Source organism: Streptomyces puniciscabiei, from assembly GCF_006715785.1.
Lineage (GTDB): Bacteria > Actinomycetota > Actinomycetes > Streptomycetales > Streptomycetaceae > Streptomyces > Streptomyces puniciscabiei.
This window is the reverse complement of record NZ_VFNX01000002.1, coordinates 432566-448038: the sequence shown is the minus strand read 5'-3', so window position 1 is coordinate 448038 and position 15473 is coordinate 432566. Positions and strand designations below refer to the sequence as shown.

Genomic DNA, 15473 nt, shown 5'->3' with positions numbered 1-15473 from the left:
TCTCCGCGGCCGTCCTCACCCTGGAGCGGCGGCGTTGAAAACGCTCAGCGAGTGCGACCGGTTTGTGGAACGTTACTTTGGCGCCGATCGGCCCCGACGAGTCCCCAAGGCGGAACATGGCGGCTCGGTGGCGTCGGGGCAGCCGGCGGACAGTCGCTCGCACCGGTTCGGAGGCCGGGCTGAGCAGCATCCCCCGCTCCTGCTCGGCGTATGGGGGCGAGGCAGGCCCTGAAACGACCGGCGCCGCGCCGTCGGCCTCGGCATGTGCGGCAGAGACCTGGCGGCACAGCGTCGCCCACCCGGTGGCGTTCTGCTCGAGCAGGGTGATCCGCGGCGGCGGCTCGATCACGCAGGCGCCGCCGAGCGCGGGTGTACGCGGCCGCCCGGCGGCCTGGTCGGGCCAGGTGAGCGGGCGACGGCGACATCGACGCCGAAGATGGAGGCGCATACCGCCGGCCACGACGGCGGTGACGAAGCGCTCCGTGCCCGCGATGGTGTCCCGGTCGGTGAGCGCGAGCGTCGTCGTCATCCCGCGCTCGGCCGTGCGCCGCAGGCGTGCGGCGGGGAGAGAGACGCCGTAGCCGGCTGAGTCGCGCGGCGTCCGTGTGGCGGAGTGCTCAGTTGGCCGCCCTGGCGCTCAGGGCCGGTTGTGGTCGCCCTGCCGGTCTCGGCTGCGCGGGGCGGCCGCCCGTCTCGCACGCGATCAGCGCCCGTCGTCGGCGTTGGCCTGCGGCGTCACTCGGCGGGGAGGGTGAGGGCAGCTTGTCCATGGCGTGGCCGTCGGGACGCTGGGGGAGCGCCCCTGACACGCGCACCCGTCACTCTGTCGTCAGGCTGCCCACCCGTTCGTTGATCAACGTCACTGCGTTATGACGTGTCCGGCAGCGCCCTGTAGCCGTACGGCTCGATCTGGTACGAAGCCCGGCGGCACAGCGTGTGCCACCAGGCCCGAAGCGCCTGGTCCGCATCACCGGGGACGAGGGCCGCGAACAGCGTCGATCGGCCCCGGCTGCGTCAACTCACCGGCTGCATGCCGCCCATGGGGCGTGTAGCGTGGTTAATGGCATCACGTATACCGGGCCAGCGGAGGAAGACCGCGATGAGTCAGGTCATCCGCCATCCTGAGGGAAGATACCGAGCGCCGAACGAGTCACTGAGCCTTTTCAACGTTGCCTCTCCAGGGTGAGGACTGCGGCGGCGATGTCCGTCATGCGGTTCGGGCTGCAGCGGCTGCGGCGGAAGATCCGCCAGGACTTCAGGCGGGCGACACCTCGTTCGACGGGAGCGCGGGCCTGGGCGAGTGCCCGGTTCAGCGTCCGCTCGGTCGGTGACAGTTCGCCGTTGGGCGGGCGGCGGATGGCGGTGGTGGCCCAGGAGCCGGCGCCGATGTAGGCGCGGTCGGCGACGATCGGGACGCCCTGGCGTTCGCAGATTCGGATGATGCGGTGGGTGCGTGCGGCGGTCAGATCGTGAGCACGGCCCGGCAAGGCCGGCGAGATCCACAGAAGCTGGCCTACGGGATCGGTGACGACCTGCACGTTCACGCCGTGGCGCCGGTGCTTGTGGGAGTAATCGGCGCGTCCGTCGCCCAGGCGGTCGCACTCGCTGAGGGTGCCGTCCAGGAGTACGTAGTCCGGGTCGTGCTCGCGCAGGGTCTTGAGCAGGCCCGGCGCCCGGTCGGCGAGGAGCCGCACGACGGCGGTGGTGTAGGCGTGGGCGGTGCCGACGGATATGCCGAACCCGGCGGCGATCTGCGCGAGAGTCTCGTGCTTGCGCAGGTAGGCGAGAGCGACGAGGGCGCGCTGGTGCGGCGGGAGCTTGCAGCGGCGGTCACCCTCGCGGGTGACGATAAGCATCGTGACCCACTCGACCAGCGCATGAGGCAGGTCGAGTGCGGCAGGATAGGGAACCAACAGGGCTCCTGGACCGGCAGGTTGAGACTTCGAACACCTCACCCAACGGCACGGGAGCCCTGTCCGTTGCGGGCACCAAGGTCATCACCCGATCGGTGGCCACGCTGAAAAGGCTCACTTTCTCTGCGCGGCAAAAGGCTTTTGTCCCGCGCGGTCATGTACGGGCGCCGGAGGCGGATGGTCCGGATTCAACGAAAGATGGGACGCCGGGTCCCGCTCGCCCGGCGGTGGTGGCTGCGCAGGACACCCGCGACCTACCTGCGGCTCGGAGCGTTCGCAGGCGCGGCGGTTTTCTTGGCCTGGGTAGGGCTGGCCCTCTCCGTCATCGCGGGCGGCGGACCTCGAATTGTGGAAAACACCTGCAAGGCCAAAGGCCAGTCATGCGGTGCGGTCATCAGCTTCACCACACCTTTCCTTGCGCTCGCATTGAGTGCGGCCACATTCCTGACATGCAGCACTTCATGACCATACGGCGGGTGCGTCGGACCGCCAGGAAGAACCCCCGGGATCTGGTGCCCACGGCCGGAACGATCCTCGACGAGGTCGTCGGCCGTAAAGAACTGTGCGCGGTACTGGCACAGTCACTGCGCAACCGCCGCCGGCGCCGGCCGTATGTGATCTTGGGTGGCGTCGGCAGCGGAAAGACGGCGGTACTCGTGCAACTGACGCAACTCCTGGCGGACAAAGGAGCGCTTCCCGTACCGATCCATCTGCGCAGAGCCGACCTCGCCAACGGGAATCTGAATTTCAGTGAGTTGGCCAAGAAGCGATTTTCCGATCTGGTGGACCCGGGGGTGATATCAAGGTCCCAGTCGGAACGGGTGTGGCGACAACTCTGCTACGACGACAAGGCCGTGGTCCTGGCGGATGGGCTCGAGGAGGCGTTCTGTGACGACGACGACCAGGCCGATCGTGACGGCGTGATCCGTCGGGCCATCGAACGAGCCGCGCAGCAGGGTCTTCCCCTGGTGATCGCCTCGCGCCCGCACACCGCACTGGAAGGCACCCAGGCAGCCGTGATCGATCTCGAGCCGCTCAGTGACGAGGCCGCGCTCACGTATCTGGCGCAGCAAGGCGCCGGTGCGGACGACCGGCGACTGGACTGGATCGTTGAGACGGCCGCGGTCGCGGAGTCGCCGCTGTATCTGCAGATAGCACGTCAGCTTCGGCAGTGCCAGCTCCTCGACCACAACGAAGGCGCCCAGGAGGAGAACCAGATAGACACCCGGGCGCATGACCGCTCAGGGATCCGGGCGAGCCTCCTGAGCACCTGGGTGAAGGCACTCGTCGACGGTCACCTGCGGGCTCAGTTCGACATCCCGCAGGAGCAGCGCAGGAAAACCATCTCCGTGATCTCAGCGCTGGCCTGCATCGGACTGCTGAAGGACCGACTGGAAGTCAATTTCAGCGAACTGATCGAATGGAGCCAGAGGAAAAGTGTGACGGAGTTGCCGCAGGAGGCATCGAAAGCCTGTTGGCAGACGATTCTGTCGCGCTACGCGGCACACGGTGAACAACTGGGCCTGGTCGAGGCGTACAACCACAAGGTGCGGTTCCCGCACAGCATCCTCCAGGCCTATCTGGGCTCCTCTTTTCTCGACGCCGTTCAACAGGCGTCCGACGGAACCCTGGAGACAGCTCTGAGCGACCCTGGTCGCGAACTTCTCATCGCCTTGATCATGCGCTCGCGACGAGCCCCGGACGCACCCCAGAAGGACACGATCAAGCTGCTGATGGACGCGGCAGACGGCCGTCGGGACGACAAAGCCCTCGATCTGTACGCCGCGGCCCTCGAGATCGACACCGGCACGATCGAGGACTCTGCTCACACGGACATCGCCAAGGTGCTGCTGCAGCGGTGGCCGAACCTCAACGAAGGAGACGCGAGAACCCTCGATGAAGCCAAGCTGAGGCTTGTCCACCGCTTCGGCGAGGCAGCACGCAGATTGGACCGCGCGAGCAAGGACAAGAACTACGTGAGGCCGGCGTACGGGCAGTTGATGCGCATCAGCTGGAAAGAGCCCAGCTATCCCGTCAGGCTGGCCATCGCCCAGGAGATAGGAGCGGGCGGAGACAACGCGTTCGACGCGCTGAGGAAGCTCTTCCCGTGGCCGAAGAAGAGGGAGGACCCCGACACCGACAAATACGACCCGTGGGAACAGTACAAGAAGGCCATGGCCGACCGGCAGTACGAGGAGAGCCTGCAACGTGAGGAGAAGCTCGGCGCCCTCTCCGCTGCCGACCCCGAACAACAGGCGGAGAAGACGACGACCACCGCTGAGATTTGGCGCCAGTTCGTCACCAGGGCCTGGCTGGTTCCCATGGTCGTGGGCTCCGTGGGCACCGACCGCAGGGGCCAGGCCCGGGAACGCATGGATCTCTGGCTGCGGCACCTGGTCCCGAACGCAGTGACGGGAAAGGCCGACCTGCCCATCTCCCTGGAGATCGCCCTCGCCCAAGGCTTCAAGAGTGCCGCCAACCGGCGGCGGCGGCATCCGGCGACCTCCAAGGAGACCCGCGAGTTCCTGATCGAACAGGCGGAGCGCATGCTCACGCACGCACGCCACTGGTACTCGCAGCTCACACTCATCCACGCCCTGTGCCTGTGGGAACTGCCCGACAGTGGCGACGCATCGGCTGACGCGCACGACGCCGACCGGGACAGCAGCGAGCCGCTGCAAGCGGTGGAACGGTGGCTGAGCATGGCCGGCGGCTCGCAGGCCCCAAGGGATCGGCCGGCAGACGAACTGACGACCGACGACGGGAAGCGCCTGCACCCCTTCGTCGCGGAGGCCGGGGACCTCGCCGCGCTCGCGCTGCAGACCCGGCACCCAGAGCGGTTCATCTGGATCGACGAGACGGGGGCCACGCTCAAGATCGGCTCAAGCCCCGCCGATCCCACGGTCCATCGCAAGCACAACCTGTGGATTCCACCCTCGGTGGGGTGGAGCACACTGCACCCGCGGGCGCAGCAACTCCTTGCCGACGTCCTGTTGCTGCTCAACCTCACGGAACGGGACGGAGCGGCGATCGATGCCCGGCTGGAGCGGACCAACCGGACCGAACTGCCGCCCTGCCTGAAGATGGACCGGACGGTCCTGCATCCCGAGCGGACGGTCGGCATGCCGGGAAGGGCCGAACCCGGCACCTGCTGTCTGCGCGGCTGCAAGTTCGAGCTGTGTCCCTACCCCCCGAAGGGAGAACGGCCCGCCGGCGAACTGCGTGAGCCCTTCTGCAGACAGCAGCAGGCACTGGTGGAACGCCGCACTTTCCGGCGCAAGCGGGCCGGCTGGCAGGGCATGCCCACCTCGGAACTCGCCCGATTCTGGGGAGCGATGGCAGAGCGAACCCGCACGCCGTCGAAGGACGCGGCGGCAGACACAACGCTCAGACCGACACGCGCCCGACACCCCGGGGCCGGACGCCGTGGCTGATGCCGATGCCGGCTGCCATCCCCCCCCACCTGCGAGCTGCTCGCCGCGCGGGCCCGCCTGCTGGACTGGCACGCCACGGTGGCGACCGTCCCCGAGGACGCGCCGTCCGGCTGCTCGCCCGGCACCGGGCCGCCGCCTGCCTGATCATCCTCAGCCATGAACCGGACGTCGACGTCCCCGTCCTGGCCGCCGCCCTGACCACCGGCGTCCCCTACGTCGGTGCCCTGGGCTCAGGCCATACCCGGGCCCGCCGTGCCGCGGATCTCACCGAGGCCGGTCTCGACGAGGAACTCCTCGGGCGCATCCACGGCCCCGTCGGCCTCGACCTCGGCGCTCGCACCCCGGCCGAGACGGCGCTGGCCATCTGCGCCGAGGTGCTCGGCGCTCTCGACGGCGGCGAGGTCCGCGTACTGCGCGAGGGACGCTCCCGTTGACGGTCTGCCGGTGCTCGGCCTGTGCCGGGCCGCACGGCCACCGACGGTTCCGCTCGCGACAGGGCGGACCTCGCTAGTCTGCTCCGGGTGTCCCACAACGCCCCGAACGCGCAACGCGACGACAGGCCCGAGGAGTCCCGGCGGGCGCACCTGAGCCGGACATTCGACGAAGCGGCGGAGCTCTACGACCGGGTCAGACCGGGATATCCGCCGGAGCTGTACGACGACCTGGCGGAACTCGCCGGTGTCCGCCCCGGCAGCCGCGTACTGGAGGTGGGCTGCGGGACCGGCCAGGCGACGGTGCCACTGGCACGGCGCGGCTGCCGGATCACGGCCGTCGAGGCGGGGCCGAACATGGCCGCGCTCGCCCGCCGCAACCTCGCCGGGGCCGGGCAGGCGGAGGTGGTGACCGCGGAGTTCGAGAAGTGGCCGCTGCCTGACGAGCCGTTCGACGCGGTCGTCTCGGCGACGGCGTTCCACTGGATCGACCCCGTGGTGCGGGTGGCCAAGGCCGCCGACGCGCTGCGTCCGTCCGGCGCGCTCGCCGTGGTGCGCACCCAGCATGTGCGGGGCGGAACCGAGGAGTTCTTCGTGGAGGTCCAGCGCTGCTACGAGCGCTTCGACCCCGCCACGCCGCCCGGGCTTCGGCTTCCCGCGGCCGAGGACGTCAACGGCTCGGACCATGCGGAGGAGGTGGCCCGCAGCGGCCGGTTCGGGCCCACCGTCTTCCGCCGCTACGAGCGGGATCTCACCTACGCCACGGCGGACTACCTCGAGCTGCTGCGGACCTACTCCGGTCACCGAGCTCTTCCGGTGGCGTCCAGAACCGCGCTGCTGGAGTGCATCGCGGCACTGATCGACCGGCGGTACGGCGGCCGGGTGAGCAAGCGTTACCTCACCGAGTTGGTTGTGTCACGGCTTCGGTGACCGCCCTGGAGCGTGGACCCGGCGGTGGGTCAGGTGCGCAGGAGCCGCAGGTCCACCGCGTCGGCCATGGCCTTCATGCCCTCGTCGTCGGGGTGGAGGTGGTCGCCCGAGTCGTAGGCCGGGTCGAGGGCGGCCGGGTTGGCGGGGTCACGCATGGTCTTGTCGAAGTCGATGACGCCGTCGAAGGCGCCGCTGGTGCGGATCCACTGGTTGACGCTCTGCCGGATGTCCTCCGCGGCAGGCGTGTAGTACCCGTTGCCCTGATCGGGCATCAGCGTCGCGCCGATGACGCGGACGTGCGCGGCATGAGCCTCGTCGATCAGGGTGCGGTAGCCGTCGATGAGATCCTGAGCGGTCAGCGGCCGGCCGTCGGGGCCGGCGTCGTTGCCGATGTCGTTGATGCCCTCGAAGAGGATCACGTCCCTCACGCCGGGCTGACCGAGGGCGTCGTACCCGAAGCGCTTGAGGGCGCTGACCCCCTGCCACAGGTTCGGTACGTCGGTGAGGACCCGGTTGCCGCCGATGCCGGCGTCGACGACGCTCAGCCGCTGCGGCCCCGGCCCGGCACCCAGCCGGCGGCCGAGGAAGTCGGGCCACCGGCTGTAGGTGCCGGTCGAGGAGTGGTATCCGTCCGTGATGGAGTCACCGAAGGCGACGACGGCGCCCCGCGCGGTCGGTGACACCACGTCCAGTCCGGCCAGGTAGTACCAGGAGGTCGTGGTGGTGCCGAAGGCGGCCGCGCCGTCGTCACCGGTGTGGTTGCCGGAGGCGATGTAGGTGGTGTCGAACGCGTCGGAGTGCCAGGTCGACATCCCCGTCGTGCCCGGCACGTAGAGGCTGACGAGCAGGTTCTCCCCGGCGCTGACCGAGATCGGGACGACGTCGCTGACCGCCTCTTCGCCGGCGGCGATCGTGACGTGGCGGAATCCGCCGAAGGTGATGTTCCGCGTGGTGCCGCGCGTCGCCTCGCCACCGCTCGCCCGGACGGCCACGTCCGCGGTGCCGACCTCGAGCGGGGTGGTGCTGTACCGGTTGGACAGGGTGATGCGGGCAACCGAGCCCGCGACGCTGCTGTGCACCACCATCCGGATGGTCCGGTCGGTGAAGGACGGGCCACCGGTCGTCATGCTGGGTGACCAGGCACTGACCCGGGTGCCCTTGCCCTGTGACGAGGTGGTGGCGGCGCTTGCCGACTGCGCGGTGCTCAACGGCACGACCGTCAGGGCCAAGCCGGTCAGGGCGCCGCACACGGACAGCAGGGTCGTACGGCGCGGTCGGCGACCCGTCGCCGTGGTTCTCTCTTCCGGGGACATCGTCGGTCTCTCCGCTCTTCTCAGGGTCCGCATCCTCAGCCGACATCGCGCAGCGTGACGGACTCTCCGGGCTTGAGGCTGATCTTCCGTGAGGTACCGCCCGAGAGGACGGTCGTGTCCCGGCCGCCGACGCTCTTCAGCGTCACCTGGGTGACCTTGCCGTTCTTCCACTTCAGGTCGGCGACGAAGCCGCCGCGGACCCCGATGCCGGACACCGAGCCGGATGCCGCCCACGCGGCCGGCAGCGCGGGCAGCAGTTCGACGTGCCCCGGACGTGAGTAGACGAGCATCTCGATGATCGCGGAGGGTGTGCCGAAGTTGGCGTCGATCTGGAAGATGCCGCGGCCTTGCCCCATGTCCATGATGTCGAAGAGGTTCGGCGCGGTGCCGTTGCCGCCGTTCACCGAGGGCTTGAGGTTGTTGACGACGAGCTGGTAGGCGTTCTCCGCGTTCTTCAGCCGGGACCAGCACAGGCTGCGCCAGGCGTTGGACCAGCCGTAGCTGTTCATGCCGCGGGCGGTCAGGAGGGCCGTGGCGCCGGTGAGGATGTCCTTCGGGGTGGAGTCGTCCGGGCGGATACGGTCGCCGGGGAAGAGACCGATGAGCGGGGACAGGTGCCGGTGTGTGGTCTCGCCGAGGTTGTCGGGCGACATCCACTCCTCCAGCCAGCCGGTCTTGGGGCTGACGACGGGCAGATACAGGCGCCGGCGCAGGCCGTCGATGGTCGCGCTGTAGGAGCTGTCCCTGCCGAGCAGCTGGGCCGCGGTGTGGTAGTTGCCGAAGAGGTTCCAGACCAGTTCCTGGGCGTAGCTGATGCCCTTGGCGTCCAGCGGACCCTGTTCGGGGGACCAGTCGCTGTCGGCGATGAGGACTTCGCGTGAGGCTCCGGAGGCGTCGCTGACGGTCGTGGTGATGAGGCGTGCCTCCCAGAACTGAACGGCGCCCTCGAGGAGGGGGTAGATCTTCTGGAGGTAGGCGCGGTCCTGGGTGTACTCGTAGTGCTCGAACAGGCTCTGGCAGAGCCAGGCGTTGCCGGCGGGGTGCCACCACCAGCCGCCCCCGCCGTAGGGGTTGGTGGAGATGGCGATGGTCCAGCCGGCGATCTTTCCGCTGGAGTTGCGGTATCTGTTGGTCGGTGTGTTGAACAGCCGCTGGGTGATGTCCGTCCAGGAGGGCAGCTGGGCGAGGCAGTAGTCCGCGAAGGTGTCGAAGCAGTCGGCCAGGCCGGCGCGGTCGGCCATCCAGTAGTTCATCTGGATGTTGATGTCGGTGTGGTAGTCGCCCATCCAGTCCGGGTCGTTGCCGTCCAGCCATGGACCCTGCAGGCCCATCGGCAGGGCGCCCCGTGACCCGGAGATCATCAGGTAGCGCCCGAACTGCAGGTAGGCGGCCTCGAGTTCGGGGTCCGGGACGTCGTCCCGGTAGCGGGCCTGCACCCGTTGCCAGGTGTCGAGCCTGCGCTGTGCGGCGGACGACGTGCCGAGGTCGATGTCCAGCTGCTCGAACACCGGCCGGAAGTCGGCGACATGTGTGTGCAGCAGGGTGCTCGCGGAGTGGCCGGCCGCGCCCAGGACCTTGGTCCGCGCCAGGCGCTCCGGGTCCAGGGACGGGTCGCGGAACCCGGCGGCCGCGTCGGGTGCGTAGTTGGTGCCGCCGCTGACCACGACGGTGAGGTCCTTGCACCCCTTGAAGGAGATCGAAGCGGCCGTCACGGAGACCGTGCCGCTGCTGCTGTATGCGGTGACGGCAGCACCGTACTTCAGCCCGTTGGCGAACGAGCCGCCGAACGAGGCACAGCGCCCCGGGCTGTCGGCGGTTGTGTGCTCGCCGTGGGTCCCCGCGAGGGTGACGGTACCGGTGTAGGTGCCGCCGCCCTGCTGGGAGAAGTACAGGACGATGACGTCGTCGGGGCGGCTGGCGAAGATCTGCCGCCGGTAGGTGACGCCGGACAGGTCGTAGGAGGCACCGACGAGGCCCTGGGACAGGTCGAGGGAGCGGCGGTAGTTGTCGATGGAGCCCAGGTCGTGCGCGGGGATGTCGACCGTCAGCTTCGCGAGCAGGGTCAGGGACCCGAAGTCGTCGCGGCCGTAGGGGAATTGGCCGTCGCTCTGCAGGGTGTCGTTGCGGCCGCCGGTCCACAGGGTGGCGTCGGTGATCGTCAGCAGTTCGCCGGCGGGGTCGTTGCTCGCGAGCGCTCCGAGGCGCCCGTTGCCTACCGGCAGGCCCTGTCGGATCATCGAGCCGGGGGAGCCCGGAGCCTGCCACCACAGCTGGTTCTTCGCCGCGGCGGTCGCGGACAGCAGGGGCGAGGAGGTGGGGCGGAGGGGGGCGGCCGATGCGGTGAAGGCGGGCAGACCGCCGAGGGCGGCGGCCGCGCCGGCGGTGGCGGCGAGAGCGAGAAGGCTCCTGCGGCTCGGCTGGTTCTCTCGCGATTCGGTGAGTTCGGCGTGTTCGGTGTGCTCGGTGTCCACCTTGTGCACTCCAGGTCGGGGGGAACGGCGCATACGGGAGGTTCGGCCGTCGGGCGTGCGCACGCCCGGGCGCTGCGGAACCGGATGGCGGCCGGGGCCCGGAGCTTGTCCAACCGGGGCCCCGCGCCCGAGGTGTCAGGGCGACCTGGGTACGTCGATCCTGTCGATGTCGGGGGAGTAGTCCCAGCCGCTGTCGAACGTGATGGTGTTGGCGCCCGCCTTCAGCGCCAGCTGCACGCTGACGGTGTCGACCGTGCTCCAGTCACCCGTGGAGGGGAACTTCAGGCTGGTTCCCTTGCCGCTGTTGGAGTAGACGGTCACCGAGCGGGGGTCGCCGCTGATGTAGGAGACGTTGACGGTGTAGATACCGGCCTTCTTCACCGTGATGTCGTTGAACTGCAGCCTGCTGTCGAGGTAGAGGTTGCCGACCTTCTCGCCGCCGGAGCAGGAGCCGCAGGCGGCGACGGAGGCGTTGCCGGTGAGCGTGTTGTCCGCTGACTCGGCCTCGTAGCGGGTGCTCGCCGGCGGGGTGCCGCCGCCGGGCCTGACGGTGAACAGCCGTGAGCCGTGCACGGGCAGCGTCGCGGTGATCCTGTTCTTGTACGTGCCGAGGTCCCGGTGGTTCCACAGGTCGCGTACGGAGGCGGCTCCCGTGAAACCGAAGGACGCCCAGTCGGCGGTGACGGAGGCCGGCGAGCCGCCGAGGTTGAACAGCGCGACGGTATATGTCCCGTTGGCGTTCTTCGTGCCCCAGACCTGCTGGTCGCCCATCGGCGTGACGGGACGGGCGACGGGCGAGGTGTTCTGGTCGACGGCGATGACTTCCTGGTTGGTCAGCAGGGAGAGGCCGTAGCCGTCCAGCCGGGTGAGGTCGTCACCGGTGAACAGAGGCGACTTGTTGATGGCCCACAGGGTCATGTAGCTCTGCCGCTCGGCGTTGGTGAGACCGTCCATCGCGCCGTTGCCGACGTCGATCGCGTCGAGGTCGTTCCAGCCGCCCGGGCCTGCCTCGTGGCTCCAGGCGGGGGCGTCGTTCCAGCGGTCGTCGACCGAGTTCTCCCAGGTGACGAGGGTGCTGCAGTAGCACTCGACGTCGGTGTCGATGCGCCAGCCGTTGGAGTACTTCTTCCAGTCGGCGGCGTGACCGATGTCGAGGGACCAGGACAGCTCCAGATGGATCGGGCGCCCGGTACCGGCGATGGCCTGGTGCCAGGCGGCCACGTCCGCGACGTTGTCGTAGTTGTCACCGGACTTGAACGAGCCCGGACCCACTCCGTCCAGCTTCAGGAAGTCATAGCCCCATCCCGCGAGCATCTGCGCCTGCGAGTCGATGTACTTCTGCGCGCAGGGGCTGTCGAAGTCCAGCTTGTAGGCGCTGTCCCAGCCGTTGGTCGTGCGGAGATCGGGATAGACGACGTCCGCCGTGGTGCAGCCGGGGGCGTTCCAGATCGGCACCTTGCCGTCGCCGTACGCTCCTTTCTCCAGGCCGACGGGCAGATAGATGCCGGCTTTCAGGCCCTTGGCGTGGATGTGGTCGGCGACCGACTTCATCCCGTGGGGAAACCGGACCGGGTCCGGTGTCTGCCGGCCGTACTGGTCGAACTCCGAGGTCCAGTTCTTGTCCATCCACCAGCCGGCGTCGATGTTGACATGGTCGTAGCCGTAGTTCTTCAGCGTGGCGGCGAGGGCGTCGGTCTGCTTCAGGACGTTCGCCTCGGTGAGGTAGCTGTAGTTGCCGTCCGGGTTCAGGCCCGGGTACTGGGAGGACTGCATGCTCCAGCTGGACCAGCCCATGTACGGCTTGGCCGCGAGGCCGGAGGAGGTGTCCTGCGCGACGACGGCCGAAGTGACGTCCGCCCTCGTGGAGTTGGACGAGCGGTCCGCGCCGGCGGCGGCAGGGACCGCTGCGCCGACTCCGGCCGTGACGGCCAGAACCGCTATCGCTCGAAGGGTACGGCGCGGGAAGCCGGGGAGGGCTCCGCGCAGGGCTCTGTACGGCGATGACCGCATGGGTCGCCTCCTGAGGTGAGGTGAGGGGGAACGTGCGGTGGTACCCGGTGGGGGACGGGCGTCGTTCCCGGGTGGGGGGCTCGTCCGATGCCCGAGGCAGGGCCGAACAGGCCAGGCCGCCCCGGGGACACGTCGGTCCGGCGGCCCGGCGCCTGCCTGGTCCGATGGGGAGCCCGCTGATGAACCGGCGGTGCGCCGTGAAGCACATCAGGGGCATGGGGATCGCGGTCAGGAAAAGCCCTGCCGCGACGAGGCCGGATCGTGGGGGCTGCGGCTCCGCAACGTCATCGCTACTCCTCTCACATGCCCGATCCCATGAAGGACTGGATGGCGGTGGCCGCGGCCCCGCGCGCCCACTGCGTGAAGGGCAGGGGACGTGTCACCACATCGCACTGCGAAGCGGTGCCGAAGCTGGACACGCCGAACGCGTCCCTGATGCCCTCGGCGACCAGGTCGTAGGCGGCCAGGCCCTCGCCGGAGATGACCACCCGCTGGGGACCGAGGATGTTCACCAGGAAGCCGATGGCCTTGCCGATGGCTTCGCCGGCCCGGGCGTAGACCTCTCTGACACCGGGCTCTCCGGCGTGGGCCAGTTCGAGCGCCCCGGCGGCGTCGCTCACCTGCTTGCCCGTGGCCGCGCGCACCGCCCGGACTATCGCCGGATCAGCCGCGATCGCCTCGACACACCCGCGGTTGCCGCAGTGGCACAGCGGGCCCTGCGGGTCGAGTGACAGGTGCCCGATCTCGCCGGCCACGCCGTGCGCGCCCGCCACCACGCGCCCATGGACCACCAGGCCACAACCGATGCCGGCACCCACGGTCACCAGGGCGAAGTCCGAGAGTCCGACTCCGGCCCCGAACCAGTGCTCGGCGACCGTGAGCGCCCGGACATCGTTGTCCACCGTGACCGGCAGTCCGGTCGCGGACCCGGCGATCCCGGCCAGCGGCACGTCCCGCCACTCCAGGAAGGGCGAGTAACGGACCACGCCCTCCGCGCGGTCCACGTCCCCCGAGATCGCGATGCCCAGGCCCCGGACCCGCACACCGAATCCGTCGGCCTCCGTCAGCAACTCCTGTACCAGCGCGGTGATGACGGGGAGCACCGCCTCCGGGTCGCGGCCCGTGAGCCGTACGTGCCGGGACAGCCGGACACGGCAGCACAGGTCGGCCAGTACGGCGATGATCTCGTCGCCTGTCACCTTGATCCCGATGAACAGTGCCCTCCCCCCGTCCACCCACACCAGGCTGGCCGGCCGCCCCACGGCGGGACGTGACTCTTTGTCCACGCCCTCGACCAGGTAGCCGAGTTCCATCAGCGGACGGACCGCCTTGGTGACCGCGGCCGGGGAGAGCTGGGTCCGTCGTCCCACCTCGGCCCGGGTGAGCGGACCGTGGGAGAGCAGCGTGGTGAAGACCTGGCAAGCGGCCGGCGTCATGGCCGGAAACTTAGAGACGTTCTTTTCCGCTGTCAATGAATAAGGCAGGATCCCTCTCTGGGATCTCTGGGATGCGACAGCGCACCACTTGAACAGGCGTGTGGAGACCGGCACTTGGCGAGGTCTCCCACACGCCTGCCGTCCGTCAGGGCCCGGCCGGGACTTCGGGTGGCTGTGGTAGCAGTGATTTCAACGCCATGCGGGTCAGTTCCGCCTCGACGGTCTCGCGGTCAGGAACGACTGCGGCGCGGAAGGACCGGCCTGCGAGGAGCGAGACGAGCCACCAGGCAGCCGTGTGCGGCTCGATGTCGTCGCGGACGTCGCCGGCCGCCTGGCCGCGGCGGAGCAGTTCGGCGAGCGTGTCGGCGAGGTGCTGGTGCACCTGGCGGAGTGCCTCGCCGAGGTCCGCGTCGTGGGCCAGGGCGGTGGCGTCGGCGAAGAGGAAACCGTGCGACCCGGGCCGGTGGAAGCGGTCCATGGGGGCCGGGTCCAGGAACACCGCCAGCACCTCGGGCACCGGCCTGCCCGCGTCGGCCGTCTGGTGCAGGAGCGCGGAGACCGCGTCGGTCGCACGGTCGAGGACTGCCCGGTACAGCGCGGACTTGGAGCCGAAGTTCTGGAAGACGACGGGCTCGGTGACCCCGACCCGCCGGGCGATGTCGGAGACCTTGCCGCGCTGGTAGCCGCACTCGGAGAAGACCTGGGTGGCCGCGGCGAGGATCGAGGCCCGGCGCTCTGTGGCGCTCAGCCGGGTGCGTGTGCGGGATCGAGGCTCGGGCACACCGATCATCGTATGCGCCCTTGCCGTTTTTCTTAGTCGGAACTAAGTTGGAAGCGGTGCTTAGTCATGACTAAGTTATGGAGGAGGGTCCTGCCTCTCGGACGTCTCATGCAGGGCAGGCCACACGCGGACACGCCCGGCGTGACCATCGCGACTCCGCGGGCGTACGAGGTCTTCGGCGCCCTCTGCTTCGCCGGGCGCCGTGGCCGCGTCTTCTCCCGCCTGGCGGAGGTGAGCGGCGCCGCATCAGGCGATCGCGTGCTGGACGTGGGCTGCGGCACCGGCTGCCTCACCCGGCACATGGCCGCGCGGGTCGGCCCCGACGGCGCGGTGACCGGCGTGGATCCCTCCTCGCCGGTGCTCGACCACGCCCGCACCCGTACCCGGCGCCCGGGCAGCGCTCCCTGCGACTACCGCGAGGGCGTCGCCGAGGCCCTCGACCTCCCGGACGGCTCCTTCGACACCGGCGTCACGAGTCTGATGCTGCACCATCTGCCGGACGAGCTGCGGCCCACGGTCCTGCGCGAGATGCACCGCGTCCTGCGGCCCGGCGGACGGCTGCTCGTCGTGGAGTTCCGGCCGCCGAAGACCCGGATCGGCCGGCTCCTCGTGCACGGCGGGGTCGGCCACGCGATGGCGCACCACCGGGCCGATCTGCTGGACACCCTCGTCACCGGCGCCGGCTTCGAGCTGCTCGGACGCGGCGACCTGCGGCCATGGCTGTGCTACGCGCAGGCGCAACGGACACGGTAGC

The 15473-nt window shown here is 69.5% G+C and carries 10 protein-coding genes; 4 read left to right on the top strand and 6 right to left on the bottom strand.

Going from position 1 to position 15473, the window contains the following annotated elements:
- Window positions 1–1163 precede the first annotated feature (1163 nt).
- Window positions 1164–1913 (bottom strand): transposase family protein, encoded by a 750-nt coding sequence (locus tag FB563_RS32910; RefSeq protein ID WP_142218408.1) that lies wholly within the window; start codon window positions 1911–1913, stop codon window positions 1164–1166.
- Between the two features lie 449 nt (window positions 1914–2362).
- Between FB563_RS32910 and FB563_RS32905 the strand changes: the two genes are divergently transcribed.
- From FB563_RS32905 to FB563_RS32895, 3 genes are all read left to right on the top strand, one after another.
- A complete protein-coding gene (locus tag FB563_RS32905; RefSeq protein ID WP_055703877.1) occupies window positions 2363–5347 on the top strand; it encodes an NACHT domain-containing protein in 2985 nt (994 codons plus the stop codon).
- Window positions 5348–5352: 5 nt separating this feature from the next.
- A complete protein-coding gene (locus FB563_RS32900) occupies window positions 5353–5781 on the top strand; it encodes an XdhC family protein (RefSeq protein WP_234357564.1) in 429 nt (142 codons plus the stop codon).
- 87 nt (window positions 5782–5868) lie between these two features.
- Entirely contained in the window at window positions 5869–6708 is an 840-nt protein-coding gene (locus FB563_RS32895; RefSeq protein ID WP_055703875.1) for a class I SAM-dependent methyltransferase, read from the top strand.
- A 29-nt stretch (window positions 6709–6737) separates the two neighbouring features.
- Here FB563_RS32895 and FB563_RS32890 read toward each other — a convergent pair whose 3' ends face one another.
- From FB563_RS32890 to FB563_RS32870, 5 genes are all read right to left on the bottom strand, one after another.
- Window positions 6738–8021 carry an SGNH/GDSL hydrolase family protein gene (locus FB563_RS32890; protein ID WP_055703874.1) on the bottom strand — a complete coding sequence of 428 codons (1284 nt, stop codon included), beginning with the start codon at window positions 8019–8021 and terminating at the stop codon, window positions 6738–6740.
- A 35-nt stretch (window positions 8022–8056) separates the two neighbouring features.
- Window positions 8057–10492 (bottom strand): glycosyl hydrolase family 95 catalytic domain-containing protein, encoded by a 2436-nt coding sequence (locus FB563_RS32885; protein ID WP_055703892.1) that lies wholly within the window; start codon window positions 10490–10492, stop codon window positions 8057–8059.
- Between the two features lie 135 nt (window positions 10493–10627).
- Entirely contained in the window at window positions 10628–12502 is a 1875-nt protein-coding gene (locus tag FB563_RS32880) for an alpha-galactosidase D (protein WP_055703873.1), read from the bottom strand.
- Between the two features lie 299 nt (window positions 12503–12801).
- The gene (locus tag FB563_RS32875; RefSeq protein ID WP_055703872.1) at window positions 12802–13938 is read right to left on the bottom strand and encodes an ROK family transcriptional regulator; all 1137 of its coding nucleotides are present in this window, start codon (window positions 13936–13938) and stop codon (window positions 12802–12804) included.
- A gap of 145 nt (window positions 13939–14083) precedes the next feature.
- Window positions 14084–14719, bottom strand: coding sequence for a TetR/AcrR family transcriptional regulator (locus tag FB563_RS32870; protein WP_159045434.1), 636 nt, complete (start codon window positions 14717–14719; stop codon window positions 14084–14086).
- Window positions 14720–14860: 141 nt separating this feature from the next.
- Here FB563_RS32870 and FB563_RS32865 point away from each other — a divergent pair, with 141 nt between their 5' ends.
- The gene (locus FB563_RS32865; protein WP_199832702.1) at window positions 14861–15472 is read left to right on the top strand and encodes a class I SAM-dependent methyltransferase; all 612 of its coding nucleotides are present in this window, start codon (window positions 14861–14863) and stop codon (window positions 15470–15472) included.
- Window position 15473 lies beyond the last annotated feature (1 nt).